Below are 25,456 nucleotides of genomic sequence, written 5' to 3' on the forward strand. Positions count from 1 at the left end.
ATTTACCTGCCCTGCACGGCAGTGGCCCGACCTTTGCTCTACGCTTATAGCAAGCGCACTTGCGCGTTTCTCTAATAAGTACAAAGCCAAGGAGAACATCATCATGCGTTACGCTCACCCCGGTACTGAAGGCGCCAAAGTCTCGTTCAAAGCCAAGTACGGTAATTACATCGGCGGCGAGTTCGTCGCGCCTGTCAAAGGTCAGTACTTCACCAACACCTCGCCAGTGAATGGCCAGCCAATTGCCGAATTCCCCCGTTCCACTGCCGAAGACATCGACAAGGCACTGGACGCCGCCCACGCCGCTGCCGACGCGTGGGGCGCGACCTCCGTGCAGGCACGCTCGCTGATCCTGCTGAAAATCGCCGACCGCATCGAACAGAACCTCGAACTGCTGGCGATCACCGAAACCTGGGACAACGGCAAAGCCATCCGCGAAACCCTCAACGCCGACATCCCGCTGGCCGCCGACCATTTCCGCTACTTCGCCGGTTGCCTGCGCGCCCAGGAAGGCAGCGCTGCAGAAATCGACGGCAACACCGTGGCCTATCACATTCATGAACCACTGGGCGTGGTCGGCCAGATCATCCCGTGGAACTTCCCGATCCTGATGGCGGCGTGGAAACTTGCGCCGGCCCTGGCGGCGGGTAACTGCGTCGTGCTCAAGCCTGCCGAGCAGACTCCGCTGGGCATCACCGTGTTGCTGGAGCTGATCGGCGACCTGCTGCCACCGGGCGTACTGAACATTGTTCAGGGCTATGGCAAAGAAGCTGGCGAAGCACTGGCGACCAGTAAACGCATCGCCAAGATCGCCTTCACCGGTTCGACCCCAGTTGGCTCGCACATCATGAAATGCGCCGCCGAAAACATCATTCCGTCCACTGTGGAGCTGGGCGGCAAATCGCCGAACATCTTCTTCGAAGACATCATGCAGGCCGAGCCGACGTTCATTGAGAAAGCCGCTGAAGGTCTGGTGCTGGCGTTCTTCAACCAGGGCGAAGTGTGCACCTGCCCTTCCCGCGCATTGGTGCAGGAATCGATCTACGACGAGTTCATGGCCGTCGTGATGAAGAAAGTCCTGCAAATCAAACGTGGCGATCCTCTGGACACCGACACCATGGTCGGCGCGCAGGCGTCCGAGCAGCAATTCGACAAGATTCTTTCGTACCTGGAAATCGCCAAAGGCGAAGGCGCCGAGCTGCTGACCGGCGGCAAAGTGGAAAAACTCGAAGGCAATCTGTCGACCGGCTATTACATCCAGCCGACCCTGCTCAAGGGCACCAACAAGATGCGCGTGTTCCAGGAAGAGATCTTTGGGCCGGTGGTGAGCATCACCACATTCAAGGACGAAGCCGAAGCCCTGGCGATCGCCAACGACACCGAATTCGGCCTCGGTGCCGGTCTGTGGACTCGCGACATCAACCGCGCCTATCGCATGGGCCGCGCGATCAAGGCGGGTCGCGTGTGGACCAACTGCTACCACCTGTACCCGGCGCACGCTGCATTTGGCGGGTACAAGAAGTCCGGCGTTGGGCGTGAGACCCACAAGATGATGCTCGATCATTATCAGCAGACGAAAAACCTGCTGGTGAGCTACGACATCAATCCGTTGGGCTTCTTCTAAGCGGATGAGGGGCGAGGCAGTCGTTTCTGCATCGCCCCTCAGATAGCTTTCGCGAGCAGGCTCGCTCCCACAGGGAATTGCGTGCACCTGCAATGTTCGACTCGACACAACTCCAATGTGGCAGCAAGCCTGCTCGCCAAAGCGGTGTGCCTTTCAACCCCATGGTTCCTGACGGAACAATCGGGCCAATAAAACAATAAGAACGGTGAAACCTATGCCTAGCGAATCCCCGGCTGGCGCTCCGGCGACCGGCGCCTCCGTCGACTTTGAAAAAGTCGGATCGGACTACTTTCAACAACGCGAACTGAAAAAAGGTGCCGCCGGCTGGGTACTGCTGGTGGGTCTGGGCGTTGCCTACGTGATTTCCGGTGACTATGCCGGCTGGAACTTCGGCCTCGCTCAGGGTGGCTGGGGCGGCATGTTCCTGGCGACGCTGCTGATGGCCACCATGTACCTGTGCATGTGCTTTTCTCTGGCCGAGTTGTCTTCGATGATCCCCACCGCTGGCGGTGGCTACGGTTTTGCCCGCAGCGCATTCGGGCCGTGGGGCGGGTTTCTCACCGGCACCGCGATCCTTATCGAATACGCCATTGCCCCTGCGGCTATTGCGGTGTTCATCGGCGCTTACTGCGAATCGCTGTTCGGCATCGGCGGCTGGATGATCTATCTGGCCTTCTACATCATTTTCATTGCCATCCACATATTCGGGGTCGGCGAAGCGCTCAAGCTGATGTTCGTCATCACCGCCGTCGCCGCGTTGGCGCTGGGGGTGTTTCTGGTGGCGATGGTGCCGCACTTCGACGTCGCCAATCTGCTCGACATTCCGGTCACCGCCGCAGCGGGCGCCAGTTCGTTTCTGCCATTCGGCTATGTCGGCGTCTGGGCGGCGATTCCCTATGCGATCTGGTTCTTCCTTGCCGTCGAAGGCGTGCCGCTGGCCGCCGAGGAAACCAAGAACCCCAAACGTGATCTGCCGCGCGGCTTGATCGGCGCCATGTTGGTGCTGCTCATGTTTGCCCTGTTGATTCTGATCGTCGGCCCCGGCGGTGCGGGCGCCAACTCGCTACTGACCTCCGGTAACCCGTTGGTCGAAGCGTTGAGCAAAGCTTATGGCGGCTCGACCTGGATGGGCAGTTTCGTCAACCTCGTAGGGTTGGCCGGACTGATCGCGAGTTTCTTCTCGATCATCTACGCGTACTCGCGGCAGATTTTCGCGCTGTCACGGGCCGGCTACCTGCCACGCAAACTGTCCGAAACCAATAAAAGCAAGGCACCGGTCCTGGCGCTGGTGATTCCCGGCATCATCGGTTTCGGCCTGTCGCTGACCGGCCAGGGCGATCTGCTGATTCTGGTGGCGGTGTTCGGCGCAACCATTTCCTACGTGCTGATGATGGCCGCGCACATCACCTTGCGGATTCGCCGCCCCAAAATGGACCGGCCGTACCGCACACCGGGCGGCATCTTCACCTCCGGCGTGGCCTTGGTGCTGGCGTGCATCGCCGTGGTCGCAGGCTTCCTGGTCGATCCACGGGTGGTCATCGGTGCCGCCGTCATCTATGGAGTGTTAATTGCTTACTTTGCGTTCTACAGTCGACATCACTTGGTAGCAGGCACGCCGGAAGAAGAGTTCGCGGCGATCCAGAAGGCTGAGCAAGCCTTGCACTGAGTGCCGACAATCCCGGCGCAGGCTCGGTCTGCGCCGTCACGGAGAATTGTGTATGGCCAGTTTCGCTCACACGGTCGGCGCCCAGACCTATCGTTTCGACAGCCTCAAGGACGTCATGGCCAAGGCCAGCCCGGCGCGTTCCGGCGACTTTCTCGCCGGCGTTGCTGCGCTCAATGATGGCGAGCGGGTGGCCGCGCAAATGGCGTTGGCCGACATCCCGCTCACGCATTTCCTGCAGGAAGCGCTGATTCCTTACGAGACCGATGAAGTTACCCGACTGATCATCGACACTCACGACAAACAGGCCTTCACCGTGGTCAGCCACCTCACGGTGGGCGGCTTTCGCGACTGGCTTCTCAGCGACGCCGCCGATGAAACCAGCCTGCGCGCCCTCGCCCCCGGCCTGACCCCGGAAATGGTCGCGGCCGTATCAAAGATCATGCGCGTGCAGGATCTGGTTTTGGTGGCGCAAAAGATCCGCGTGGTCACAAAATTTCGCGGCACCCTTGGCCTGCGCGGACGGCTGTCGACGCGCCTGCAACCCAATCACCCAACCGACGAGCCATCCGGCATCGCCGCGAGCATCCTCGATGGTCTGCTCTACGGCAATGGCGACGCGATGATCGGCATCAACCCGGCCACCGACAGCATCGCCTCGATCTGCGCGATGCTGGAGATGCTCGACGCGATCATTCAACGCTACGACATCCCGACCCAGGCCTGCGTGCTGACCCACGTCACCACCTCCATCGAGGCGATCAACCGTGGCGTGCCGCTGGATCTGGTGTTCCAGTCGATTGCCGGCACCGAAGCAGCCAATGCCAGTTTCGGCATCAATCTGAACGTGTTGCAGGAAGGCTACGACGCCGGCCTGAGCCTGAATCGCGGCACCCTCGGGCAGAACCTGATGTATTTCGAAACCGGTCAGGGCAGCGCGCTGTCGGCCAATGCCCATCACGGTGTCGACCAACAGACGTGCGAGACGCGGGCCTACGCCGTGGCGCGACATTTCAAGCCGTTCCTGGTGAACACGGTTGTAGGATTTATCGGCCCGGAATACCTCTACAACGGCAAACAGATCATCCGCGCCGGCCTCGAAGACCATTTCTGCGGCAAGTTGCTCGGCGTGCCGATGGGCTGCGACATCTGCTACACCAACCACGCCGAAGCCGATCAGGACGACATGGACACCTTGCTGACGTTGCTTGGGGTCGCCGGGATCAATTTCATAATGGGCATCCCCGGTTCCGACGACATCATGCTCAACTACCAGACCACCTCGTTTCACGACGCCCTATACGCCCGCCAGACCCTGGGCCTGAAACCGGCGCCGGAGTTCGAGCAATGGCTGGCGAACATGGGCATCTTCACTCAGGCGGACGGCAAGGTTCGCTTCGGTAATAACTTGCCGCCGGCCTTCCGTCAGGCATTGGCGCAACTGGGATGAGTCACATGGAAAAACCGCCCGTGTATCCGCAAAACCCCTGGCTGGAACTACGCCGCCTGACCCCGGCGCGCATCGCTCTCGGCCGCACCGGCACCAGCCTGCCGACCAGCGCACAACTGGACTTCCAGTTTGCCCACGCGCAAGCGCGCGATGCTGTGCATCTGCCTTTTGATCATGCCGGACTCAGTGCGCAATTGACTGAGCGCGGGCGCGAGAGCCTGCTGCTGCACAGCGCCGCTGCGGATCGAAACAGTTATCTGCAGCGCCCGGATCTGGGGCGCAAGCTCAGCGACGAATCGGCGCAGGCCTTGCGCGAATACGCTGCGGCGCATCCCGGCGGTGTCGATCTGGCGATTGTCGTGGCCGATGGCCTGTCGGCGCTGGCGGTGCACCGCCATACGTTGCCGTTTCTCAATCGGCTGGAAGAGCAAATGAGCGCTGACGGCTGGTCGATGGCCCCCGTTGTCCTCGTGGAACAGGGTCGCGTTGCCGTCGGTGATGAAATCGGCCAATTGCTCGGCGCGAAAATGCTGGTGATGCTGATCGGCGAGCGCCCGGGCCTCAGTTCGCCGGACAGTCTTGGTTTATATTTCACCTACGATCCAAAGGTCGGCCTGACCGATGCCTACCGCAACTGCATTTCCAATGTGCGGCTCGAAGGCTTGAGCTACGGCATGGCGGCGCATCGCTTGCTTTATCTGATGCGCGAAGCCTGTCGGCGGCAGTTGTCGGGGGTCAACCTGAAGGACGAAGCACAGGTTCAGACGCTGGAATCAGACGCCGGTGTAGATATGAAAGGCAATTTCCTACTTGATCCGCCCACAACCTGAACCGTTTCCGCATTGCCTTTCTGCGCCGGTTTCAGGCAGGATCGATGCACGGCCGCACGGGTTTCCCATCGCCGTCAGAGCAGTTGAAGACAGCCACTTGAAGACGAGACCTATCATGCGGATTATTCAAGCGACCCTCGAACATCTGGATTTGTTGACTCCATTGTTCGTCAAATATCGCGAGTTCTACGGTTCCCTGCCTTACCCGGATTCCTCCCGCGCGTTCCTTGAAAAACGCCTGCGCCGCAAGGAATCGGTGATTTACCTGGCCCTGGCCGATGATGACGACAAGAAGCTGATGGGCTTTTGTCAGCTCTACCCAAGCTTCTCCTCGTTGTCGCTCAAACGGGTTTGGATCCTCAACGACATCTATGTCGCCGAAGACGCCCGTCGCCAACTGGTCGCCGACAACCTGATCCGCACCGCGAAGAAAATGGCCAAGGAAACCCAGGCGGTGCGTATGCGCGTTTCCACCAGCAGCAACAATGAAGTCGCACAGAAAACCTACGAATCCATCGGGTTCAAGGAAGACACCGAGTTCAAGAACTACGTGCTGCCGATCAGCGAAGAGCTCTGACTGCAAGTGCAAGGTGTGATGAGGGAGTCCGCTCCCTCAGGCCCCCCGAATGCTTCCTGACAATTGTTCACACCTCGACATCCCTCGCTACAAAACCAACGCGCTTTTCATCCTTCAGACCGTATAATCCCGATCTTTCCGGCTTGTAAGAAAAACTACACCCCGCTGTAGGCTTACACGAAGTCATCCGCACAGGCCTGCCGAGTCGGGCCGTCAAACAGGTGCCCCCATGGATTTCAACCCGCTCGACCTTATCCTGCATCTCGACGTCTATCTCGATTTGCTGGTGAACAACTATGGGCCATGGATCTACGCCATCCTGTTTCTGGTGATCTTCTGTGAAACCGGCCTGGTGGTAATGCCCTTCCTGCCGGGCGATTCGTTGCTGTTCATTGCCGGTGCCGTTGCGGCTGGCGGTGGCATGGATCCGGTACTGTTGGGCGGCTTGCTGATGCTCGCAGCCATACTGGGCGACAGCACCAACTACGTGATCGGACGAACGGCCGGCGAGAAGCTGTTCAGCAACCCGAACTCGAAAATCTTCCGTCGCGATTACCTGCAAAAAACCCACGATTTCTATGACAAGCATGGCGGCAAGACCGTAACGCTGGCGCGCTTCCTGCCGATCATCCGTACCTTTGCGCCGTTCGTCGCGGGTGTGGCGAAGATGCCGTATCCGCGTTTCTTTGGTTTCAGCGTGCTGGGCACCATCCTCTGGGTCGGCGGCCTGGTGACGCTGGGCTACTTCTTCGGCAACGTACCGTTCATCAAGAAAAACCTGTCGTTGCTGGTGGTGGCGATCATTCTGTTGTCGCTGGTGCCGATGATCCTCGGTGTGGTTCGCAGCCGTTTCGGCGGCACCAAAGCCCAATCGCACTAAGCCGATGTGGTCGCTGAGTGCCTGGCGTCGCCGGCGCCTTCTGACGAAGCACCCGATCGCCGACGACATGTGGCAACGGGTGCGCCATCACCTGAGTTTCCTTGACGGTATCAGCGCTGCCGAAGACCAGTGGCTGCGCGAAGCCTGCGTGCTGTTCCTCGAAGACAAACAGCTGAGCGCCCTGCCCGGCGTCGAACTGCATCAGGAACAACGCCTGCTGCTCGCCGCCCAAGCGCAATTGCCCCTGCTCAACCTGGGCGATCTGAACTGGTATCAGGGTTTCCACGAAATCGTGCTCTACCCGGACGATTTTCTCAGTCCGCAGCGTCATCGCGACGCCAGCGGCGTCGAGCACGAATGGGACGGCGAACACAGCGGCGAAGCCTGGCAACAGGGGCCGATCATCCTCGCCTGGCCCGGCGTGATGGCCAGTGGTGGCTGGGAAGGCTACAACCTGGTGATCCACGAACTCGCGCACAAACTCGACATGCTCAACGGCGACGCCAATGGCCTGCCACCGCTACACGCCGATATGCGCGTCAGCGACTGGGCCGAAGTGATGCAACACGCCTACGACGATCTCAACCGTCAGCTCGACCATAACCCGGACGCCGAAACCGCCATCGATCCCTACGCCGCCGAGAACCCGGCGGAGTTCTTTGCGGTCACCAGCGAATATTTCTTCAGCGCCCCGGATCTGCTGCATGAAGCTTATCCACAGGTGTATGCGCAGTTGCAGCTTTTCTACCGCCAGGACCCGTTGAGCCGATTACGGCAACTTCAGGCCACAGACCCGGTCTATCAGGCGCACGACTAAGCTCTGCACGACTTTCGGTACATGGCGTCGACGGCAGAATATGCCTATAATCGCCGCCACTTTTTGGTCAATCCGGCCAAGTGTTTTTGGTCAACTACGGGGGCAACGCCCAATGAGCTACAGCAAGATTCCGGCTGGCAAAGACCTGCCGAACGACATCTACGTCGCGATCGAGATCCCGGCCAACCACGCGCCGATCAAATACGAAATCGACAAAGACAGCGATTGCCTGTTCGTTGACCGTTTCATGGCCACCCCAATGTTCTACCCGGCCAACTACGGTTACATCCCGAACACCCTGGCTGACGACGGTGATCCCCTCGACGTACTGGTTGTGACCCCTTACCCGGTTGCCCCAGGTTCGGTGATCCGCGCCCGTCCAGTCGGCATCCTGAACATGACTGACGACGGCGGCGGCGATGCCAAAGTCATCGCAGTGCCACACGACAAGCTGTCCCAGCTGTACGTCGATGTGAAGGAATACACCGACCTGCCGCCACTGCTGATCCAGCAGATCGAGCACTTCTTCGCGAACTACAAAGATCTCGAGAAAGGCAAATGGGTCAAGATCGAAGGCTGGGCCGGTGCAGACGCCGCCCGCGAAGCGATCACCAAGTCGGTTGCCGCCTACAAAGGCTAAGCACCTGCGCTGCGCGTGAGGCTTGAAGAAAACCCCGGTTGATCCGGGGTTTTTTGTGCTCGGCAAAAGCCGTCTTAAACAGCGTGTTTATGACGGACTACAGAAAAGTTTTAGCCTGTGTAATTTCCCACAAGACCGTCTTACATCCCGTCGCAAAATTCAGCCCGTTTTTGAACGTCCGGTTTATTCAAACCGCTCTGGCACGGCCGTAGACTCCGTGTTTATGAGAAAGAACACTAGCGGTCCAAGATTCAAGGCACTCCTGGAAGCTGCGAACATCTCGACGACGGGTTTCGCAAAGTTCTGGGGCACGGAAGCCCAAAATGTCCACAACTGGTACACCCGGGGCGTCCCGGCGTATCGCATGGAAGAAGTCTCACGCCTGCTGTCCGTCAACAGCGAATGGCTGAAAACCGGCCAAGGCACAAAAGAGCTGCCGAGCCTGACTCCACCTGCCAGCAACGGCGACAGTTTCGACGCTCAGGATCCCCATGGGTCCTATCGATTCATCCATCCCAACGACATCGAACTGGCCTTCTTCAAAGAAACACCCCTGGCCAACGGCTCCGACAAAAACCACGTCATTCAGGACCCGGACCTGTCCATCCGCCTGCTGCGCGCACAGCTTGATCAACTGGAAATCCGCCCCGCCGACGCCATCTGCGCACACATGATCGGCAACAGCATGGCTGAACGCATCGAAGACGGCTCCGTCGTCGCCATCGACCGCAGCCTGACCCAAGTCGTCGACGGCGAAATCTACGCCATCGAACACGACGGCATGCTGCGCATCAAATACGTGCACCGCATGCCCGGCAACGGCCTGCGCCTGCGTAGCCACAACAGCGCCGAATACCCGGACGAAGTATTCCGCCCGGCACAGATCGAGGAGCAAAGGATTCATATATTGGGCTGGGTGTTCTGGTGGTCGACCGTGAGCAAGCGGCGGCCGGTGGTGCCGTTTCTTTGATCTTACGGCCTGCAAAGCTCCCTGTAGGAGTGAGCCTGCTCGCGATGAGGCCCTGATAATCGGTACAAATCTCGAATTTGTTCAACTGCGGTCGCTCTAAACCGCACTTCAGACTGGGAATCCCAAGCAAAACTCAGTATCCTGCGCCCCACATTTGCGCATCGACCCGCCCCGCGGCTCAGACAGCGCCCGACGCGGCAGACCAACGTCTGACCAAGTCCCACAGCCGGACGCAGATCCGGATGTACGTTTTGAAGGCTGGCAAGGCTTACCAAAAATAGGCCAAGCCAGTCCCCGAGAAGCCGGCCACAAGCCGGCTTTTTAATGCCTGAAAGAAACCTAACCTACCGTCAGATACGTAAATTCGCGCTTGTCGAATATGAAAGCCTCTTGCTACCGTAACGACAAACGTCATTACAGGTACCCCATCATGGCCTCCATCAATATTCGCATCGACGATGAGCTGAAACAGCGCTCCTTCGCCGAGCTCGAAAAGCTCGGCGTAACTCCGTCAGAGCTTCTGCGCCAGACACTTCAATACGTCGCCGAGCGGGGCAAACTGCCGTTCAAAGCGGCATTAATCAGCGAGGAAGATGAAGCCCTCATCGCCGTAGTCACCGAACGTCTCGCCGCTCCTCAGCGAGTCAAGGTAAGTCTGGATGACCTATAACCTTGAATTTGATCGTCGGGCGTTAAAGGAGTGGAACAAACTGGGCGATACGTGTTCGCCAACAGTTCAAGAAGAAGCTAGTTGAGATAATGAAAAACCCTCGAATAGAAGCCAATCGACTTCGCGAGCTGCCGGACTGCTACAAAGTGAAGTTGAAAAGCGCTGGCTTTCGATTGATCTATCAGGTGCTTGATCAGGAGATCGTGGTGTTCGTAGTCGCTATCGGGAAGAGAGAGAGCGAGAGGCTGCTTACGAGGTTGCGCAAGACCGACTGTCACCCCAAAGTTGAATCAACTCAATGATTGAGACCCTCTGAAATAGGTCAGCAACCCGCTGATCTGTTCATTTGTTCAGAACACGTTGCCCCATCACGGATAACTGAACGACTTCACCAACGTCAGCTCACCCACCGCGCGCATCGGGATCAGAAACGACTCCATTTTCTCGCTCGGCGTGCCTTCTTCAGTAATCACCGTCACCTGCGCCGTGGTCAGCGCCTGCACCGCCTCATCGCCGCCCTCGTCATCCCCGCGATAGCCACCGCCGTAGTAATTCACATACACCAGATACTGGCCCTTGATCGGCGCCGGCATGGCGAAGATTTCCGGGCCGTAACCGGTGGTGACGTCGACGTCGAGCGCGGCGCCGTTGGCGGCGCTGCGGTTGCCGTACCAGATGTGTGCGCCGTCGGGGGTGACGAGGTGCAGGTCGAGGTCGGTGCCGTCGCTGTCCCACGCCAGCAGTACGCGCAGTTTCGCCGGGGTCGCGCCGCCGCTGGTGTTGAGAAATTGCGTGCGGTGGCGTTGTTGGCCGTCGGGGCTGCGCACTTCGACGCTGTTGCTGCCGTTAGGGAAGGAGAACGGGCGGTCGAAGCGGCCGCTGTCGTCGATTTTCAGCGGCATGCTCACGCCGTTGACGATCAAGCGACCGGGTTCATTCGCCTTTGCCGTGGCTTTGATTTCGCCGCTGATGCGGGCGGTGTTGGCCTGACCGATCGGGGTGTTGACCGATGATGCCGGGTAGTTGACGGTCTGGCGGAAGCTTTCGCCCTCGCCTTCGGGAGCGCCACTGCGCCAGCCGCCGACCGGGGTGTCGAGTTTGACGCTGTCAGCGGCCATTGCCGGCGATAGCGCGGTCAATGTGCAGAGCAGCAGCAAGACCTGGGGGTAACGGAGTGTCATGGTCTATTCCAGCAAAAGGTGACGGGCGAGCCCTTCGATGTAGGTTTCATCCTGGCCGTTGGGATGTGCTTCAAAGGCCAGGTGCAGATATTCGTGAGTCAAGTCGAGGCGATCCTGCAGGGTCAGTACGCCGCGCACGTAGATACGTTGGCGTTCGCGGTCGACGAAGGGCCTGCCGAACGCCAGTTTGCACACGGCGAAAGTGCTGACTTCGTTGTAGCCGGTTTCGCTTTCCAGTTTCGGGCGCCAGCCGCGTCGTTGTTTCTGCAACCAGTCTTGCGCGGCGGGCAATGCTTCGCAGGAAGCGACCGGGTTGTCCCAGCGGCTGAGGCTGGCGCGCGGATAGGCGTGCAGCAGAATCGCGTCGTAACGTTGACCGGCCTTGGCTTGCTCGACGGCTTGTTGCCAGGCGAGTTTGTCCGGGCCGGGTTGATCGGAGTGATAGGTGACGGTGCTGCCGGCAAGGACCAGATCCGCCGTCCACGCCGCAATGTTGCGCGCCTCGGTGGAAGCCGGGCGCGGGGCTACACGCTGGCGATTGCTGCTGTCGTCAATGCTCAGGCAGTCGCCGTTGCGCGTGGCGTTTTGCAGTAGATAGGTGCGGATCGCTACGGCGAGGGCCTTGGCGGCTTCGGCCGGTTCAGGTTTGGCTTCGCGCTCCAGCACGCGGGCGACGTACTCTTCGCGATCAAGCCTTGCGACGAGTTTGTCGTTGAGCAGAAACAGTTCGCCATCGCTGTGGATATCCAACGCGTTGCCGTTGGCGAATTCGACGCGGTAGTTGCCCTGCAACGGGCCGGATGTCGCGCGGCGATCACCCGCTAAGACCTTCGAAACCGGGTACTTCGAAAACAGGCTGACTTCGACACAACGCCCCGCCTCCGCCGGCCAGGCTGCCGGCAACACGGTCGCCAATGCTTGGCCGTAATGCCGCAAGACCATCTGACTGGTGCCTCGCCCACCCGCCCATACCGGCGCGCCATCTGCCGTCCAGCCAGCAAAACCACCCTGCCGCGACTGCGGATCCTGATCGCCAAGCCAGCTCCAGGTTTTCACCCGTAGACGTCCGCCGAGTTCACCAACGACATTGCCGTCCGCCGCATTCAGCACCACATCGAGCAGCACTCGACGCGCCTGATCCTGCCCCGGCAACGAGGCTAGAACCTTCAGCAACTCAACCACGGAAACCCGTTGAGCCGGTTGCACCGACGGCAAATCCAGCAACCACGACGGTGCCTGTCGCGCCTGCCAATACGTCCGCCACTCAGCAGCAGAAATGCCCAACCGCCTTGGCTCAAAGTACAACCCGCAGGATTTTACCAACGCCTGATCACGCTCGATCTTGCCGCCCGCCGAGCAGCAATAAACCTCTTCCTTCGACTGTCCGCGACATTCATACGCAGGCTCCCGCGCGCCGGTATCCACCAGCCATGCGTAGACAAACAACTTCCACAGACTGCCCAGCGGCGCATTCAGCGATGACGGCAATGGTTCACGGGCGATCAGTTGCATCTGACTCAACGACAACAATTCGCCCTTGTAGGCCACGCGCACCCGCTCATCCTGCGCCGTCGCCAGCGCAGGCATCACACACATCAGCAGCCACAGCAGCGGCCGGGTCATGTCAGTTGACCGTGACCTGACCGAGGGCGGCTTTCGCCTCCTGAGCCTGATGCTGCGGCGCGTAAACCTGCTTGAAACGCACCGGCGGCAGATTGAACTGGCCCTTCTGCGAGAAGCGCACCAGATGGCGCAGACGCAATTCGCCGCTCAGCGCATCGACGGGCACGGCGTAAGCCAACTGACCCGGTTCGAAACGCGCTTTCTCCAGCGCGGTCGGTTCGGTGCCGTCCTTGCCCTGCAACTTGATGCCCCACGTCGTGCGCTCGACATCGGCGCCCGGCGGCAGCGGCACTTCGAGCATGCCGTAGCGTAGCGGTTTCGGCGCTTTGCTGGTGAGGATCACCTCGTCCAGATACAGGCTGTCGCTGGACAGCGGCTTGGTGCCAATCGGCTCCAGCTTGAAGGTGAACGCTTCATCGCCCGGCACAAGTCGCGACAGGCGACGGGTGATGGTCACGGCCATTGGATCGACCATTGGTTGTTGGGTCTGGAAGCTCAATGCCGCGCGCAGCGGACGCTCTTGCGTGCCGGACACTGTCAACACGCTCGGCACGGGCGTGGCGCCCTGCCAAGTCCAGAACATCTCACCGGTTGCACCGTAGTTCTTCTTCCAGCCTTCACCCGGCGTCAGCGCGATGGTCGGCGATGCCTGGGCGATGCTGCGCTGCAACCAGGTCAGTGCCAGCGCACGTTCGAGGGTCGATTGCTGCGGCAAAAGTCGTTGCAACAGCGCTTGCGCACGTGCCTGATCGAACGGTTGTAACGATAGGTTCAGCGCTTCGGCAAACGGCTGCGAGCTGACCGACAGACGCTGTTGCGCAGCCCCCACCTGACGATTGAACGCGTCCGGCAAGGCGACTTTCGACTGCGTGGCCAAAGAGGCGGTCAACACCCGCGCCGCCGCCAGACCGAGCGCCGAATCCGGATCACTCATGACCAGACTGTCTTCGCCATCGTCGAGCATGGTTTCAGCATGACCTTCACCCGCCTTGGCCAGATCCTCCATCAAACCGCTGAGCAAGGTGTTCACCGGCAAATGCATCTGCTTGGCAAACGACAGAATCAGCGCCCGTTGCAGCAATGGCGTGTTTGGCGCTTGCTTGGCGTACACCTCCAGCACCCGCTGCCAGTGCTCCGGTGGCAAGGTCAGCTCCAGCACCTGGCTGGCGTTAAAGTCGGCGTAATAGGCGTAGGCCGTGAGGAACGCATCCGGTTCACCGTCGTAGCCCCACCAAGTGAAGCTCGCCGACGGCCCGGCCATTTGCACCAGACGCAGACGGCTGTTCTGCATGATCAGACGCAAGCGATCACGAATCTGCGGATTCGATGCCAGCGACGGATAAGCAATACTCAGCGGCAGCAAACGACTGGCCGTCTGCTCGACGCCGCCATACGGGTAGCTGAGCAGATCATCGAGGGCCGAGCGGAACAACGCTTGCGGACTGTCATCCAGACGCAGGCGAATATCCGTGGCATCCGCTGGCAGACTCAGCGCAGTGTCGCCGCTGGCGACATCAAGGCTTTGCGTTTGCGTCACTTGCCAGCCATCACCGGTCGCACTCAGGCGCACGGCCAGAGAGTCCGCGGTTTTGCCGTCCTGAACCAGCTCCGCCGTCCACTCACCGGAGGCCAAGGCGAACGCCGGTAGCGGCAGGTAATTGATGCCGTTGTTGAGGGTCACCGGCAGGCGTTGTTCGGCGCCAGCATAGTGAGTGACCAGCTCAGCCTTGACCGGTTTCTCGGCCTGACTGAACGCGAACACACCGAGTTGCGGCTGATCGCCCTTACGGAATTTGCTCGGCCCGCTCCACTTCAGGTACAGCGGTTTTTCCGAACGGACGAACTGCTTTTTCTGCCCGACCTGACCGTCATCGGCGATCGCGCGGGCGGTGATGCGCCAGCGGGTCAGCGAGTCCGGCATCTTGAAGGTGAAGCGGGTTTTGCCGTCGGCACCGGTCAACAACTCTGACTGCCACGCGGCGGTATCAACGTCTTCACGACGCGGCCGCTCCAGCACTTTCACCCCACGCTCACTGCGGTTGGCTTTGCCCGGCGCGCCAGGGCTGCCCGGCAACGCGACGTCGTAACTGATGAACGACAGGCTCGCACTGGTGCGCACGTTGTTACGGCGCGGGTGATAAAAGAACTGGTCGATGGTTGGCGCGACTTCCGGTTGCAACGCATAGACCATTTCGTCAACGACGCTGACAGTCAGATGCGCCGGCACCGCTTTGCCGGCGAACTGCGTGGTCAGGTCAACCGTGACCGTGTCGCCCGGCAGGTACACCGCTTTGTCGGTGCTGATCGCCACGTCGATTTGCGGCGCGACCACTTTGATCCCGGCGTTCTGGAAGCTGTACTGACCGCCCTTGGTGTAGAGCACGGAGAAGGTCAGGTTCGGCGCGAAGTTGTCCTTCACCGGAATGCGTGCGCGGTATTGGGTGTCGCTGAGTTTTTCCAGCTTCAGCCAGTCGCCGCCCTTGGCCAGCAGCGCAGTGGCTTCGACCTTGTCGCGCTCCAGCGACAGCAAGGCATCGCTGACCAGCTCAGGGAAAGTGATCAGCGCCAGCGCTTCATCGCCGGCCTTGTACTCAGGCTTGTCGAGGACAATTTCTACGGTGCCCGGCACCGCTTTGACGCCTTCGCCGGTAACCGAATGACCGGTCGCGCCGAGGACACGGCCGTGCTGATCCTTCAACGTCAGGTTGTAAGTGCCCGGACGTTCGAAGGCCAGTCTGAAGCTTTTATCCGTCGCGGCGAGTTTGCCTTCGCCGGTGCTCTGATCTTCGAGACGAACCCAGCTATAGCTGCTCGGCGTGACCGCTTTGCTTTGCTCGGTGCCGCCCTCGTTGGCGTAGCTGAACGCAACCTTGTCGCCGACTGCACTGAAGCGTTGCGGCGCGCTCAGGCGGAAACTCGCCGCGCCACGGTCGATGAGGATTTCCTTGGTGGTCTTGACCCGATACGCCGCGCCATCGCTGGCGAACACGGTGAGCATGTAGCGGCTCGGCTTATCGGCCGCCGGCAGGTCGAGGCTCGCATTGCCTTTGCTGTCGGTGGTCAGTTCGGTGCTGGTCAGCTCCACCGGGAATTGCCCGAGGTATTGCAGCTCGTTGTCGACCATCGACAGTTGCTGGGCGCGCAGGCTCAGGGTCAGTTTGGCGTTGGCCACCGGTTTGCCGTCCGGGTAGAGCAGCACCAGACTGCCTTTGACCGGCTCGCCGGTGCGGTAATCCTGTTTGGCCAGGTTCAGCGAAATCTCGAAGTGCGGCTTGATGTACTCGGCGACACGGAATGCGCTGCTGTAGGCCTGATCCTTATAGTTGAACCGAATCTCGTAACCGCCCGCCACCGCGTTGTCTGGCAACTGGAATCGGCCCTGAGTACCGGCCTTCGAATCAAGCTTCAGGTCGAGATGCTGCAACTCGGTACCGGTGGCATCGAGCACGCTGACCGTAACGTCCGCCGCACCCGGCAACACCGAATCCCGCGCATTCTTGAATTCGCGACCAACGATTTTCAGCGATACCCAATCACCCGGGCGATACAGCGGCCGGTCGGTGAAGGCATACAGTTTGGTGTCGTAGATTTCGCTGTCGTAATAGAAGTTCTCCGAGACGAACACGCCGCCCTCTTCGTCCTCGCCAATCACGAACGAGCGCTCAGGGCTGACATGCTTCAGGCGCAGCAAACCATCAGCATCGGTGGCACCGCTGCTCATCACGCCGAGGCCATCCGTCCACAGCACATTGACCTTCGGCACCGAGGTGCCTTCGTGTTTGCGCGCAGCCCAGACCAGCAATTCATCACCGGCAACCTTGCTCACCGCCACCGTGTTGGAGACGAACACCATGGTGGTCGCGCGGTATTTACCGATCAGCGCTTCGACCAGATACAGACCCGGCTTCAGATTGCCCAACGGGATATAAACGTTGCCCGGCGCGACGCTGACGAAATCGCTCGAAGACCCCGCCAGATTGACCCCGGTCGGCGGTTGAATCGGCTTGGCCTGCCACAGCGGATAGCGGAACTGGCTGACCACCGGGAGGCCCGGGATCAGCGCAAATTGCGGCTGCGCGTCGTACGGAGTAGGCGCGACCATGGCGTTGCCCATCTTCAGCTCTGGCACTTCCTCGGTGACCTGTTTGCGCGATTCATAGGAGAACGCGCGCTGCATTACTCGACGGGATTTGCGGTACCAGTTGTCCCACAGGTACGCGAGGGTGTTGGACAAACCTTCACCTTTGAACTGGCCGTCGCTGACCACGCGGTGCAGGTTCTTCTGGCGTTTGAGGAAATCCAGCGGCTTGTCGATGCGGTACACACGAATGTCGGCGCCGCCATAGGGTTCCATGCGGAAACGACGGTAATCACGGCCCGGCGCTTCGAGGCGCACCATTGCCTGTTCGTCAGCAGCAAAACTGCTGTCGGCGAGCAGGAAGAAGCTTTCGCCCGAGACCGGCGTGTAGCCGCTCGGCTCGACCGAATCTTCGGCGCTGACGGTAGCCACTGGCAGCAACAGCGCCAGCAGCAATGAAATTCGGGAGCAGAGTCGCAACATGCGGGCACCGGTCATTGGGAGAGAAAGTTCAGTCGATAGACGCCGATGAAGTTGGGGTTGGCTGCGTCGGGTATCCATCGGGTGTCCTTCCATGTCATGAGTTGCTGCAGGCTTGCCGAACGCATGCCGTTGTCAGTGGGGGTGGTGGTGCCGGTGTGATAGGCGATGTAGCGGCCCATCCAGATCATCAGGTGCTGGTCGTCGCCCTGATCGAAAAACATCAAGTCACCGGGCCGCGCCTGCGACACGTCCCGGCTGACCAAATGGCTGTTGAACTGAATCAGTTTGATCGCGTTGACGTACGGCCCGACCTTGCCGCCGCCCTGCTGCCACTGCTGGGCAAACTTGCGTTGCTCATCGCTGAGCGAAAGCTCTGGCGGCAGGTAGCGATTGGACAGGCCATTGCTGCGCAGCCATTTGTCGTCGTGGACTTTCAGCGCCTCGTTGGCAGCGAAACGTACCAGTCCGGCACAGTCTTGCTGATACCAACGCGGGCTCGGGCCCTGACTCAGTTGCTCTTGAGCAATGCGCACAAACCAGGCGCGAAACACCTGGGATTGCGCCGGATCCAGCGCTGGCGCTTCGACGGCTCGGGCACCCGCACTGAGCAACAGCGCGAGCAGGCCGAGGCTGCGGATCAGTGCCGTCACAGCGCTTTCCATTCCAGCGGCAACCACTGCCAGTGGCCATCCGGCTCGCTGCCTTCGGGCAAGGTCAGGGCATATTTGCCGTAGCCGCCGAAGGTGCGCAGTTTCGGGATCAGATAGGTTTGCGCAGCGTTGTAGAACACCGGCTCCATGTCTTGCGGCAGACTGTCGAGGGTTTCCTGTTGCATCAGCTGCGCCATCGAGTCCGGGCCGAAATAAATCGGCATCAAGACATCTTTGGGCAGCACGTCGGCCATCGGCGGGAAGCGTTTGTCGAGGGTGCCGAGGGCCTTGTCGACAAGTTTGTCGTCGAGGGAAAACAGCAGCGTCGAGCCGTGACGGGCGAGGCTGACTTTCATGAATGCCTTGCCGGAAATCGCATCCGGGTTCTCGGCAGTCTTCGCCGCATACGGGCCGAAGTTGGAGCTGACCTGACGCTGCCAGACGTGGTTCTGACCTTCCTGTTTCTCGACCACGGGGAAGACGTTTTCTTCGACGTTGGCTTCGAATGCGCCGACCATCGAACCGAACAGTTTGCCGAGGTCGCCATCGAGTTTGCTGCTGTCTTCGTCTTTCAGACTGGCCACCAGCAACGGCGTGTACAAACGCGAATCGGCGTACCAGCACAGGCCTGCGGCGCCAGCCACGTGCTCAGTGAGGGTTTGCGCTACCGCTTCTTCGGCGCCGAGTTTTACCAGCAGTGGTTTTTGCGGTTCGGCCGCGACCGGCAAGGTTACGCAGGCACTGGCGCCGAGTGGCATGGCTTGCCAAACCGGTTTGAAATCGAAGTCTGGCTGGTTTTCCAGTTCATCCATGGCGAGGTAGCTGTGCCAGCCCTTATCGTCCATGTCGAAACGCAGCCCGGCGAAGTTCGGGATGAAACGCTGGTAACCCATGACCAGGACACTGGAGTTCACCGACAGGCGCTGTTTGGTTTCCGGAGTTTTCGCCGGCAGGCCGAAGGCTTCGGGGAAGAGTTTTTCGCCATTGAGCAACGCCGCCAGCGCTTGTGGCGAGACGTGACCGGACTCTTCAGACACGCCACTTTCCGGGTCGTAATACTTGGCCGGATTGGACAGCACCACCAGTTTGTCGCCGTGGGAGGCGAACAACAGGGCTTTGCTGGCGTTATAGGTCAGTTGATACAGCGGCACGCTATCGCCGCCGACTTTGAGTTCGCCCATCTGACTGAGCTGCGTGTCATCCAGCGCGACTTTCGCCAGCGGCTCCAGCAGTTTCGCCAGACCACCACGATCCATCACCAGCAGAAAATCCTTCAAGCGACCATCCGCGCCACGCCACAGCGCGACATCGGCCGGTTGATCGAAAAGCTGTTCGATCAAGCTGTCCTGCAGTTTCAGGTCATGCTCGTAGATGATCCGGCGCAGACTGCCGATCAGCCCGAGACGGTCGGCATGGGTCTCGTAATAGAAGACGAAATCTTCGGTGAGCGTGGCCTTGAGGAACGGCACGGTCAGCAAGTCCTTGGGCAACTGGCTCAGCGAGCGGGTTTCCAGCAGCGCATCCGGACGGCTCAGGCCAAGCTTGTCACTGGCCAATTCCGCCGGCGGCGCCTTGGGCTTGAGCAGCAGCCAGCCAAAACCACCCGCTACACCGGCCACCAGGCACAGCCCGGCCAGCAGCAACGGCCATTTCCGGGAAGGTTGAGTCGCTGGCGTATCGGCAGCTGGAGTCACAGTGTTATCACTCATCGTTAACAAAACCCGATTTCATCCGTGGCGGGATGCTTAATAGTTGAAAGTCTTGACCAGCAGCAGATCACCGATCGCCCGCAGGGGCACGATGAACGTTTCGCGTTTTTCGTCGACGGTGTTTTCGTTGAGCACCAGCGTGATTTGCGAGGTGATCACCTCGTTCTGGTTGCTGGTCTCCTCGAAGTTATAGCCGCCGTTGCCGAAGTTGCCCCAATAGTTGACGTAAACCAGGTAGGTGCCGTGCAGCGGCGCGGTCATGGTGAACATTTCCGGGCCGGGGCCATCGACGCCATCCGGGTCGAGGCCGCCGCCATTGCTCAGCGCCGGCCGCGCCCAGAAGGCATGCTGACCGTCGGGCGTGACAATGTGCAGATCGAGCTCGGCTTTCGGATCGTCCCAGCCCAAGACAAGACGAATCCGCGCCGGCGTGCGCAAATTGTTTGCTTCATAAAATTGCACGCGCTTGAGCGACTGGCCCTCGGCACTGATCACTTCGACGCTGTTGGAGCCGGCGCCGAACGCGTACGGCCGGGCAAAGCGGCCTTGGTCGTCGGTGTACAGATTCAGTGGATTGCCATTCACCGCGAGACTGTGCGGCGGGCGCATATGGCCGATGGCCTTGAGCTGGCCCTGGATCATCGTGCGATTGCGCTGGATGCCGCGATCGATCGGCGGCGTCGGATAGGCGACTTGCGGGTTTTCCGTACGATCGAGCAAGCCGTGATAGCGCCAGCCGCCTACCGGCTCCGACACCTCGGCCGTCGGCGCCGCCAGCAGCGCGGGCGCGCAGGCCAGGCCGATCAGCAGCCAAAGAAATGAACGCATGTAATGCCTCCTGCCATGCCTGAACGAAACCTTGCACCCGATCCTCGGTACTTCACAGCGGTGAAAACTGCGTTTCGTCTGAAAGACCCGTGACTATGGGGTCGTAGAAGACGCGAAGATTAGCGATTCGGCAGTTTTTTAACAATCGGATACATGTGCTATTGCTGTAGGAATCAAGCCAACGCGGTGGACGGTGAGCCGAATAGGCGTCATATTCGGCTCACAAAATGAGCCGAATAGCTTTTCTATTCGGCTCACGGACTCAAGGCAGGTAACGAATGGCAACTCACTGGATCTGGCAGCAGCCCGATTGGCCCGACTTCAACTGGCAGGCAGAACGCCTGACGCCGTTGTTGCGCGCGTGTGTACAGGCACAAGGTCAGTTGATGGGGATGGCCGGTTCAGTAGGTGACTCTTTGGGGGCTCAGACCGAACTGGACGCCCTTTTACAGAATATCGTGACGTCTTCGGCCATTGAAGGTGAGCAACTGAATGTCGGCTCCGTACGGTCGTCCTTGGCGCGACGGTTGGGCCTGGAGTTGATCGACGGCGATAACGTCAGCCAACGCAGTGAAGGTCTGGCGCAGCTAATGCTTGATGCCACCCGTCGATTTGCCGAACCGTTGACACTGGAACGCTTGCTGGAATGGCACCAATGGCTGTTTCCCGATCAAGGGGCTGACCTTACTGCGCGCTCAATGCATGTGGGTGCGCTACGGGGCGACGAGCCAATGCAGGTGGTATCGGGTCGCATTGATCGTCCAACGGTTCATTTCGAGGCGCCACCTCGCAAAGGTCTTGAGCAGCAGCTCGAGCAATTTCTTCAATGGTTCGAGGCCAGCCAGCATCAGACAGCACTGGACCCGATACTTCGTGCGGGCATCGCCCATTTCTGGTTTGTCACTTTGCATCCGTTCGACGATGGCAACGGTCGCCTGACCCGCACCATCACTGATCTGGCACTGGCGCAAGGCGAAGCTCAAGCGATCCGTTTCTACGCCATGTCAGCGAGCATTCTGGATAATCGATCCGGCTACTATCGGATTCTGGAATCGAGTCAAAAAACCACACTGGATATCACTGAATGGCTCACATGGTTTCTGCAAACGTTGCTAAGCAGCTTGCAACAAGCCATCACTCGAATCGAAAGCGTGCTGGGCAAGACGCGTTTCTGGCAGGCGCACCGCGAGTCCGAACTCTCGGCAGAACAGGTCAAAGTGCTTAACCGCCTGCTTGACGGCGGCGAGCGGGGCTTTGAGCACGGTATCAGCGCCGGTCAATATCAAGCGGTGGCGAAAGTGTCGAAGGCCACAGCGACCCGGCATCTTGCGGAGTTGCTGGACAAAGGTTGCCTGCAACGCTTGCCGGGAGGTGGCCGTAGCACGCGCTACCAGATCAATTATCCGGACAGAGCAGCACGTTAAACCCAACCGCCACAGCGTCATTTTTGCCCTGTGAGAGCCGGCCTGCTCATTTGCCCATACCCCCCCTATCTGCTAGTGTCGCGCCCGTTTAACGTCAACCGGAAATCGCCGCCATGGCCCGCAAAAAAGCTGCACTGGATTTCGAACAGTCCCTCGCCGACCTGCAAACATTGGTCGAGCGTCTGGAGAACGGTGAATTGTCGCTGGAAGACTCGCTGACCGCTTTCGAGCAGGGCATCGGTCTGACCCGTGACTGCCAGGCAGCGCTGGCGCAAGCCGAGCAGAAGGTGCAAGTGCTGCTGGAGCGCGATGGCGAACTCGCCGAGGAACCCTTCGACGCGGAACAGCCAGAATGATCGCAGCGTATTCGGCGACCAGCCAGGGCCGGGTCAACGCGGCGCTGGAAACCCTGTTCAACCCGCCGCTGCCGGAACTGGCGCGCCTCTACGAAGCCATGCGCTACAGCGTGATGAACGGCGGCAAACGTGTGCGTCCGCTGCTCGCCTATGCGGCGTGTGAAGCACTGGGTGGCAAGGCTGAGCAAGCCAACGGCGCGGCTTGCGCGGTTGAGCTGATCCACGCTTATTCGCTGGTTCACGATGATTTGCCGGCGATGGACGACGACGATCTGCGTCGCGGCCAGCCAACCACTCACAAAAAATTCGATGAAGCCTGCGCGATTCTCGCCGGTGACGGTTTGCAGAGTCTGGCGTTCAGCGCCCTGCTCGACCCGCGCCTGAGCGATTGCAGCAGTGACATCCGCCTGCAAATGGTCACCGCGCTGGCTAACGCCGCAGGTCCGGCAGGCATGGTCGGTGGTCAAGCCATCGACCTCGGTTCGGTCGGCCTCAAACTCGATCAGAAAGCCCTTGAACAGATGCACCGGCACAAGACCGGCGCGCTGATCGAAGTCAGCGTCAAACTCGGTGCTCTGGCCAGCGGCCGTGCCGAGCAGGATGAACTCCGTGCCCTGCAGACTTATGCACAGGCCATCGGCCTGGCCTTTCAGGTGCAGGACGACATCCTCGACGTCGAAAGCGATACCGAAACCCTCGGTAAACGCCAGGGCGCCGACATCGCCCGCGACAAACCGACCTACCCGGCGCTGCTCGGTCTCGACGCTGCCAAGGCTTACGCGCTGGAACTGCGCGATCAGGCCATGCACGCCCTGCGACCGTTTGACGCGGCGGCCGAGCCCTTGCGCGAGCTGGCCCGGTATATCGTCGAGCGGCGCAACTGACGGCGTATCCGCCAAAAAAGACCAACGCGTGGGCAGGGGGCGATGCATCAGGTAAACTGCGGCATCTTTTATACCTATAACGATTCGCCTGATGCCCACGACGTTTCATGAGATTCCCCGCAAGCGCCCGACCACGCCCCTGCTCGACCGCGCGAATACGCCGGACGGCCTGCGCCGGTTAGGCGAAGCCGAGCTGGAAACCCTGGCTGATGAGTTGCGCCTGGAGTTGCTCTACACGGTCGGTCAGACCGGTGGGCATTTCGGGGCCGGCCTGGGCGTGATCGAGCTGACCATTGCGTTGCATTACGTCTTCGACACGCCGGACGACCGTCTGCTGTGGGACGTCGGTCATCAGGCGTATCCGCACAAGATCCTTACCGGTCGCCGCGAGCGCATGGGCACCCTGCGCCAGAAAGACGGCATCGCAGCTTTCCCGCGCCGCTCCGAGAGCGAGTACGACACCTTTGGCGTCGGTCACTCCAGCACTTCGATCAGCGCAGCGCTGGGCATGGCCATTGCCGCCCGCCTGCAAGACAGTGATCGCAAGGCGATTGCGGTGATCGGCGATGGTGCGTTGACCGCCGGCATGGCCTTCGAGGCGCTGAACCATGCGCCGGAAGTGAACGCCAACATGCTGGTGATCCTCAACGACAACGATATGTCGATCTCGCGCAATGTCGGTGGTCTGTCGAATTATCTGGCGAAAATCCTCTCCAGCCGCACTTACGCGAGCATGCGTGAGGGCAGCAAGAAAGTCCTGTCGCGCCTCCCCGGCGCCTGGGAAATCGCCCGCCGCACCGAAGAATACGCCAAAGGCATGCTGGTCCCCGGCACCCTGTTCGAAGAGCTGGGCTGGAACTACATCGGCCCGATCGACGGCCACGACCTGCCAACCCTGATCGCCACATTGCGCAACATGCGCGATCTGAAAGGCCCGCAGTTCCTGCACATCGTCACCAAGAAAGGCAAAGGTTTCGCCCCGGCGGAAGTCGACCCGATCGGTTACCACGCCATCACCAAACTCGAACCACTGGACGCTCCGGCCGCCGCGCCGAAAAAGGCCAGCGGGCCGAAATACTCGGCGGTGTTCGGCGAGTGGCTGTGCGACATGGCCGCGTCCGATCCGCGCCTGGTCGGGATTACCCCGGCGATGAAGGAAGGCTCGGATCTGGTGGCGTTCAGCGAACGCTTCCCGCTGCGCTACTTCGACGTGGCGATTGCCGAGCAACATGCGGTGACGTTCGCCGCCGGTATGGCCTGCGAAGGCGCGAAACCGGTGGTGGCGATCTACTCGACATTCTTGCAGCGCGGTTACGATCAGTTGGTACATGACGTCGCGGTGCAGAACCTCGACGTACTGTTCGCCATCGATCGTGCCGGTCTGGTCGGCGAAGACGGCCCGACCCACGCTGGCAGCTTCGATCTGTCGTACCTGCGCTGCATCCCGGGCATGGTCATCATGACCCCGAGCGATGAAAACGAGCTGCGCAAGATGCTCACCACCGGCCACCTCTACAACGGCCCGGCGGCAGTGCGTTATCCACGCGGCAGCGGCCCGAATGCGACCATTGAGAAAGACCTCGAGCCGATCGAAATCGGCAAGGGCATCGTCCGTCGTCAGGGCAGCAAAGTCGCCCTGCTGGTATTTGGTGTGCAACTGACCGAAGCGCTGAAAGTTGCCGAGAAGCTGGATGCCACCGTGGTCGACATGCGTTTCGTCAAACCGCTCGACGAAGAGCTGGTGCGCGAGATTGCCGACAACCACGAGTTGCTGGTGACCCTCGAAGAGAACGCGATCATGGGCGGCGCCGGTGGCGCGGTCAGCGAGTTCCTCGCACGGAAGAATATTCTCAAGTCGATGCTGCATCTGGGCTTGCCGGATATCTACGTCGAACACGCCAAGCCTGCGCAGATGCTGGCCGAGTGCGGGCTGGATGAGGCGGGGATCGAAGCGTCGATTCGTGAGCGTCTGGAATTGCTCAACAAGTAAACGCAATACTTGTGCAAAACCCTGTGGGAGCGAGCTTGCTCGCGAAAGCGGACTGTCAGTCGACTCATTTTTGACTGACACACCGTATTCGCGAGCAAGCTCGCTCCCACAGTGGTTTGTGTCACTGCC

General features: G+C 60.2%; 20 protein-coding genes and 1 pseudogene. 15 read left to right on the forward strand and 6 right to left on the reverse strand.

The window, feature by feature from the left end; all coding sequences use genetic code 11:
- The first annotated feature begins 103 nt into the window (after positions 1-103).
- The 11 genes and pseudogenes from exaC to ACRRSD_RS11775 all read left to right on the forward strand — a co-directional run bounded on the left by exaC (position 104) and on the right by ACRRSD_RS11775 (position 10,410).
- Positions 104-1,624, forward strand: coding sequence for an acetaldehyde dehydrogenase ExaC (gene exaC, locus ACRRSD_RS11725; protein WP_016984137.1), 1,521 nt, complete (start codon positions 104-106; stop codon positions 1,622-1,624).
- Positions 1,625-1,838: 214 nt separating this feature from the next.
- Entirely contained in the window at positions 1,839-3,290 is a 1,452-nt protein-coding gene (eat, locus tag ACRRSD_RS11730; protein WP_095114016.1) for an ethanolamine permease, read from the forward strand.
- A gap of 52 nt (positions 3,291-3,342) precedes the next feature.
- Positions 3,343-4,737, forward strand: coding sequence for an ethanolamine ammonia-lyase subunit EutB (locus ACRRSD_RS11735; RefSeq protein ID WP_435038157.1), 1,395 nt, complete (start codon positions 3,343-3,345; stop codon positions 4,735-4,737).
- On the forward strand, positions 4,734-5,567 hold the full coding sequence (eutC, locus tag ACRRSD_RS11740; RefSeq protein ID WP_435038158.1) for an ethanolamine ammonia-lyase subunit EutC: 834 nt from the start codon (positions 4,734-4,736) through the stop codon (positions 5,565-5,567). Before ACRRSD_RS11735 ends, eutC begins: the two co-directional genes overlap by 4 nt.
- 115 nt (positions 5,568-5,682) lie before the next feature.
- Positions 5,683-6,144: a GNAT family N-acetyltransferase gene (locus ACRRSD_RS11745; RefSeq protein WP_007910890.1), complete on the forward strand. Its 462-nt coding sequence runs from the start codon at positions 5,683-5,685 to the stop codon at positions 6,142-6,144.
- Positions 6,145-6,373: 229 nt separating this feature from the next.
- Entirely contained in the window at positions 6,374-7,024 is a 651-nt protein-coding gene (locus ACRRSD_RS11750) for a DedA family protein (protein ID WP_007910892.1), read from the forward strand.
- 4 nt (positions 7,025-7,028) lie between these two features.
- Complete coding sequence (locus ACRRSD_RS11755; RefSeq protein ID WP_435038159.1) at positions 7,029-7,841, forward strand: zinc-dependent peptidase; 813 nt, start codon at positions 7,029-7,031, stop codon at positions 7,839-7,841.
- 112 nt (positions 7,842-7,953) lie between these two features.
- Positions 7,954-8,481, forward strand: coding sequence for an inorganic diphosphatase (ppa, locus tag ACRRSD_RS11760; RefSeq protein WP_003205933.1), 528 nt, complete (start codon positions 7,954-7,956; stop codon positions 8,479-8,481).
- Positions 8,482-8,704: 223 nt separating this feature from the next.
- Positions 8,705-9,451, forward strand: a complete 747-nt coding sequence (locus ACRRSD_RS11765) for a S24 family peptidase (protein ID WP_435038160.1) — start codon at positions 8,705-8,707, stop codon at positions 9,449-9,451.
- Between the two features lie 430 nt (positions 9,452-9,881).
- Positions 9,882-10,121, forward strand: coding sequence for a type II toxin-antitoxin system RelB/DinJ family antitoxin (locus tag ACRRSD_RS11770; protein ID WP_122608099.1), 240 nt, complete (start codon positions 9,882-9,884; stop codon positions 10,119-10,121).
- Positions 10,111-10,410 (forward strand): annotated as a pseudogene (locus tag ACRRSD_RS11775) (type II toxin-antitoxin system RelE family toxin). Before ACRRSD_RS11770 ends, ACRRSD_RS11775 begins: the two are co-directional and overlap by 11 nt.
- Positions 10,411-10,489: 79 nt before the next feature.
- Here ACRRSD_RS11775 and ACRRSD_RS11780 read toward each other — a convergent pair.
- From ACRRSD_RS11780 to ACRRSD_RS11805, 6 genes are read right to left on the reverse strand one after another with little or no spacing between them, the layout of a single operon-like run.
- On the reverse strand, positions 10,490-11,302 hold the full coding sequence (locus tag ACRRSD_RS11780; protein ID WP_435038161.1) for a YfaP family protein: 813 nt from the start codon (positions 11,300-11,302) through the stop codon (positions 10,490-10,492).
- A 3-nt stretch (positions 11,303-11,305) separates the two neighbouring features.
- A complete protein-coding gene (locus ACRRSD_RS11785; protein WP_435038162.1) occupies positions 11,306-12,925 on the reverse strand; it encodes a DUF2300 domain-containing protein in 1,620 nt (539 codons plus the stop codon).
- Between the two features lies 1 nt (position 12,926).
- On the reverse strand, positions 12,927-17,501 hold the full coding sequence (locus ACRRSD_RS11790) for an alpha-2-macroglobulin family protein (protein WP_435038163.1): 4,575 nt from the start codon (positions 17,499-17,501) through the stop codon (positions 12,927-12,929).
- A complete protein-coding gene (locus tag ACRRSD_RS11795; protein WP_401045082.1) occupies positions 17,498-18,148 on the reverse strand; it encodes a DUF1175 domain-containing protein in 651 nt (216 codons plus the stop codon). The genes ACRRSD_RS11790 and ACRRSD_RS11795 overlap by 4 nt, the downstream gene beginning before the upstream one ends.
- Complete coding sequence (locus ACRRSD_RS11800; protein WP_435038164.1) at positions 18,133-19,845, reverse strand: DUF2138 domain-containing protein; 1,713 nt, start codon at positions 19,843-19,845, stop codon at positions 18,133-18,135. The genes ACRRSD_RS11795 and ACRRSD_RS11800 overlap by 16 nt, the downstream gene beginning before the upstream one ends.
- Positions 19,846-19,881: 36 nt before the next feature.
- Complete coding sequence (locus ACRRSD_RS11805) at positions 19,882-20,673, reverse strand: YfaP family protein (protein ID WP_007910916.1); 792 nt, start codon at positions 20,671-20,673, stop codon at positions 19,882-19,884.
- A 278-nt stretch (positions 20,674-20,951) separates the two neighbouring features.
- Between ACRRSD_RS11805 and ACRRSD_RS11810 the strand changes: the two genes are divergently transcribed.
- The 4 genes from ACRRSD_RS11810 (at position 20,952) to dxs (ending at position 25,327) form a co-directional block, all read left to right on the forward strand.
- Positions 20,952-22,097 carry a Fic family protein gene (locus tag ACRRSD_RS11810; protein ID WP_435038165.1) on the forward strand — a complete coding sequence of 382 codons (1,146 nt, stop codon included), beginning with the start codon at positions 20,952-20,954 and terminating at the stop codon, positions 22,095-22,097.
- A 113-nt stretch (positions 22,098-22,210) separates the two neighbouring features.
- Complete coding sequence (locus tag ACRRSD_RS11815; protein ID WP_003228627.1) at positions 22,211-22,453, forward strand: exodeoxyribonuclease VII small subunit; 243 nt, start codon at positions 22,211-22,213, stop codon at positions 22,451-22,453.
- On the forward strand, positions 22,450-23,337 hold the full coding sequence (ispA, locus tag ACRRSD_RS11820) for a (2E,6E)-farnesyl diphosphate synthase (protein ID WP_435038166.1): 888 nt from the start codon (positions 22,450-22,452) through the stop codon (positions 23,335-23,337). Before ACRRSD_RS11815 ends, ispA begins: the two co-directional genes overlap by 4 nt.
- Positions 23,338-23,428: 91 nt before the next feature.
- Complete coding sequence (gene dxs, locus ACRRSD_RS11825) at positions 23,429-25,327, forward strand: 1-deoxy-D-xylulose-5-phosphate synthase (protein WP_435038167.1); 1,899 nt, start codon at positions 23,429-23,431, stop codon at positions 25,325-25,327.
- Positions 25,328-25,456: the final 129 nt, after the last annotated feature.

This window comes from Pseudomonas neuropathica (assembly GCF_051174785.1).
Lineage (GTDB): Bacteria > Pseudomonadota > Gammaproteobacteria > Pseudomonadales > Pseudomonadaceae > Aquipseudomonas > Aquipseudomonas neuropathica_A.

What these genes read in the sequence shown, in the direction of transcription:
- ACRRSD_RS11800 (WP_435038164.1), bottom strand. Translation starts at nt 19,845, where the DNA reads ATGAGTGATAACACTGTGACTCCAGCTGCCGATACGCCAGCGACTCAA.
- ACRRSD_RS11780 (WP_435038161.1), bottom strand. Translation starts at nt 11,302, where the DNA reads ATGACACTCCGTTACCCCCAGGTCTTGCTGCTGCTCTGCACATTGACC.
- dxs (WP_435038167.1), top strand. Translation starts at nt 23,429, where the DNA reads ATGCCCACGACGTTTCATGAGATTCCCCGCAAGCGCCCGACCACGCCC.
- ppa (WP_003205933.1), top strand. Translation starts at nt 7,954, where the DNA reads ATGAGCTACAGCAAGATTCCGGCTGGCAAAGACCTGCCGAACGACATC.
- ACRRSD_RS11765 (WP_435038160.1), top strand. Translation starts at nt 8,705, where the DNA reads ATGAGAAAGAACACTAGCGGTCCAAGATTCAAGGCACTCCTGGAAGCT.
- ACRRSD_RS11795 (WP_401045082.1), bottom strand. Translation starts at nt 18,148, where the DNA reads ATGGAAAGCGCTGTGACGGCACTGATCCGCAGCCTCGGCCTGCTCGCG.
- ACRRSD_RS11735 (WP_435038157.1), top strand. Translation starts at nt 3,343, where the DNA reads ATGGCCAGTTTCGCTCACACGGTCGGCGCCCAGACCTATCGTTTCGAC.
- exaC (WP_016984137.1), top strand. Translation starts at nt 104, where the DNA reads ATGCGTTACGCTCACCCCGGTACTGAAGGCGCCAAAGTCTCGTTCAAA.
- ACRRSD_RS11785 (WP_435038162.1), bottom strand. Translation starts at nt 12,925, where the DNA reads ATGACCCGGCCGCTGCTGTGGCTGCTGATGTGTGTGATGCCTGCGCTG.
- ACRRSD_RS11750 (WP_007910892.1), top strand. Translation starts at nt 6,374, where the DNA reads ATGGATTTCAACCCGCTCGACCTTATCCTGCATCTCGACGTCTATCTC.
- eat (WP_095114016.1), top strand. Translation starts at nt 1,839, where the DNA reads ATGCCTAGCGAATCCCCGGCTGGCGCTCCGGCGACCGGCGCCTCCGTC.
- ACRRSD_RS11755 (WP_435038159.1), top strand. Translation starts at nt 7,029, where the DNA reads ATGTGGTCGCTGAGTGCCTGGCGTCGCCGGCGCCTTCTGACGAAGCAC.
- ACRRSD_RS11805 (WP_007910916.1), bottom strand. Translation starts at nt 20,673, where the DNA reads ATGCGTTCATTTCTTTGGCTGCTGATCGGCCTGGCCTGCGCGCCCGCG.
- eutC (WP_435038158.1), top strand. Translation starts at nt 4,734, where the DNA reads ATGAGTCACATGGAAAAACCGCCCGTGTATCCGCAAAACCCCTGGCTG.
- ACRRSD_RS11815 (WP_003228627.1), top strand. Translation starts at nt 22,211, where the DNA reads ATGGCCCGCAAAAAAGCTGCACTGGATTTCGAACAGTCCCTCGCCGAC.
- ACRRSD_RS11745 (WP_007910890.1), top strand. Translation starts at nt 5,683, where the DNA reads ATGCGGATTATTCAAGCGACCCTCGAACATCTGGATTTGTTGACTCCA.
- ispA (WP_435038166.1), top strand. Translation starts at nt 22,450, where the DNA reads ATGATCGCAGCGTATTCGGCGACCAGCCAGGGCCGGGTCAACGCGGCG.
- ACRRSD_RS11790 (WP_435038163.1), bottom strand. Translation starts at nt 17,501, where the DNA reads ATGACCGGTGCCCGCATGTTGCGACTCTGCTCCCGAATTTCATTGCTG.
- ACRRSD_RS11770 (WP_122608099.1), top strand. Translation starts at nt 9,882, where the DNA reads ATGGCCTCCATCAATATTCGCATCGACGATGAGCTGAAACAGCGCTCC.
- ACRRSD_RS11810 (WP_435038165.1), top strand. Translation starts at nt 20,952, where the DNA reads ATGGCAACTCACTGGATCTGGCAGCAGCCCGATTGGCCCGACTTCAAC.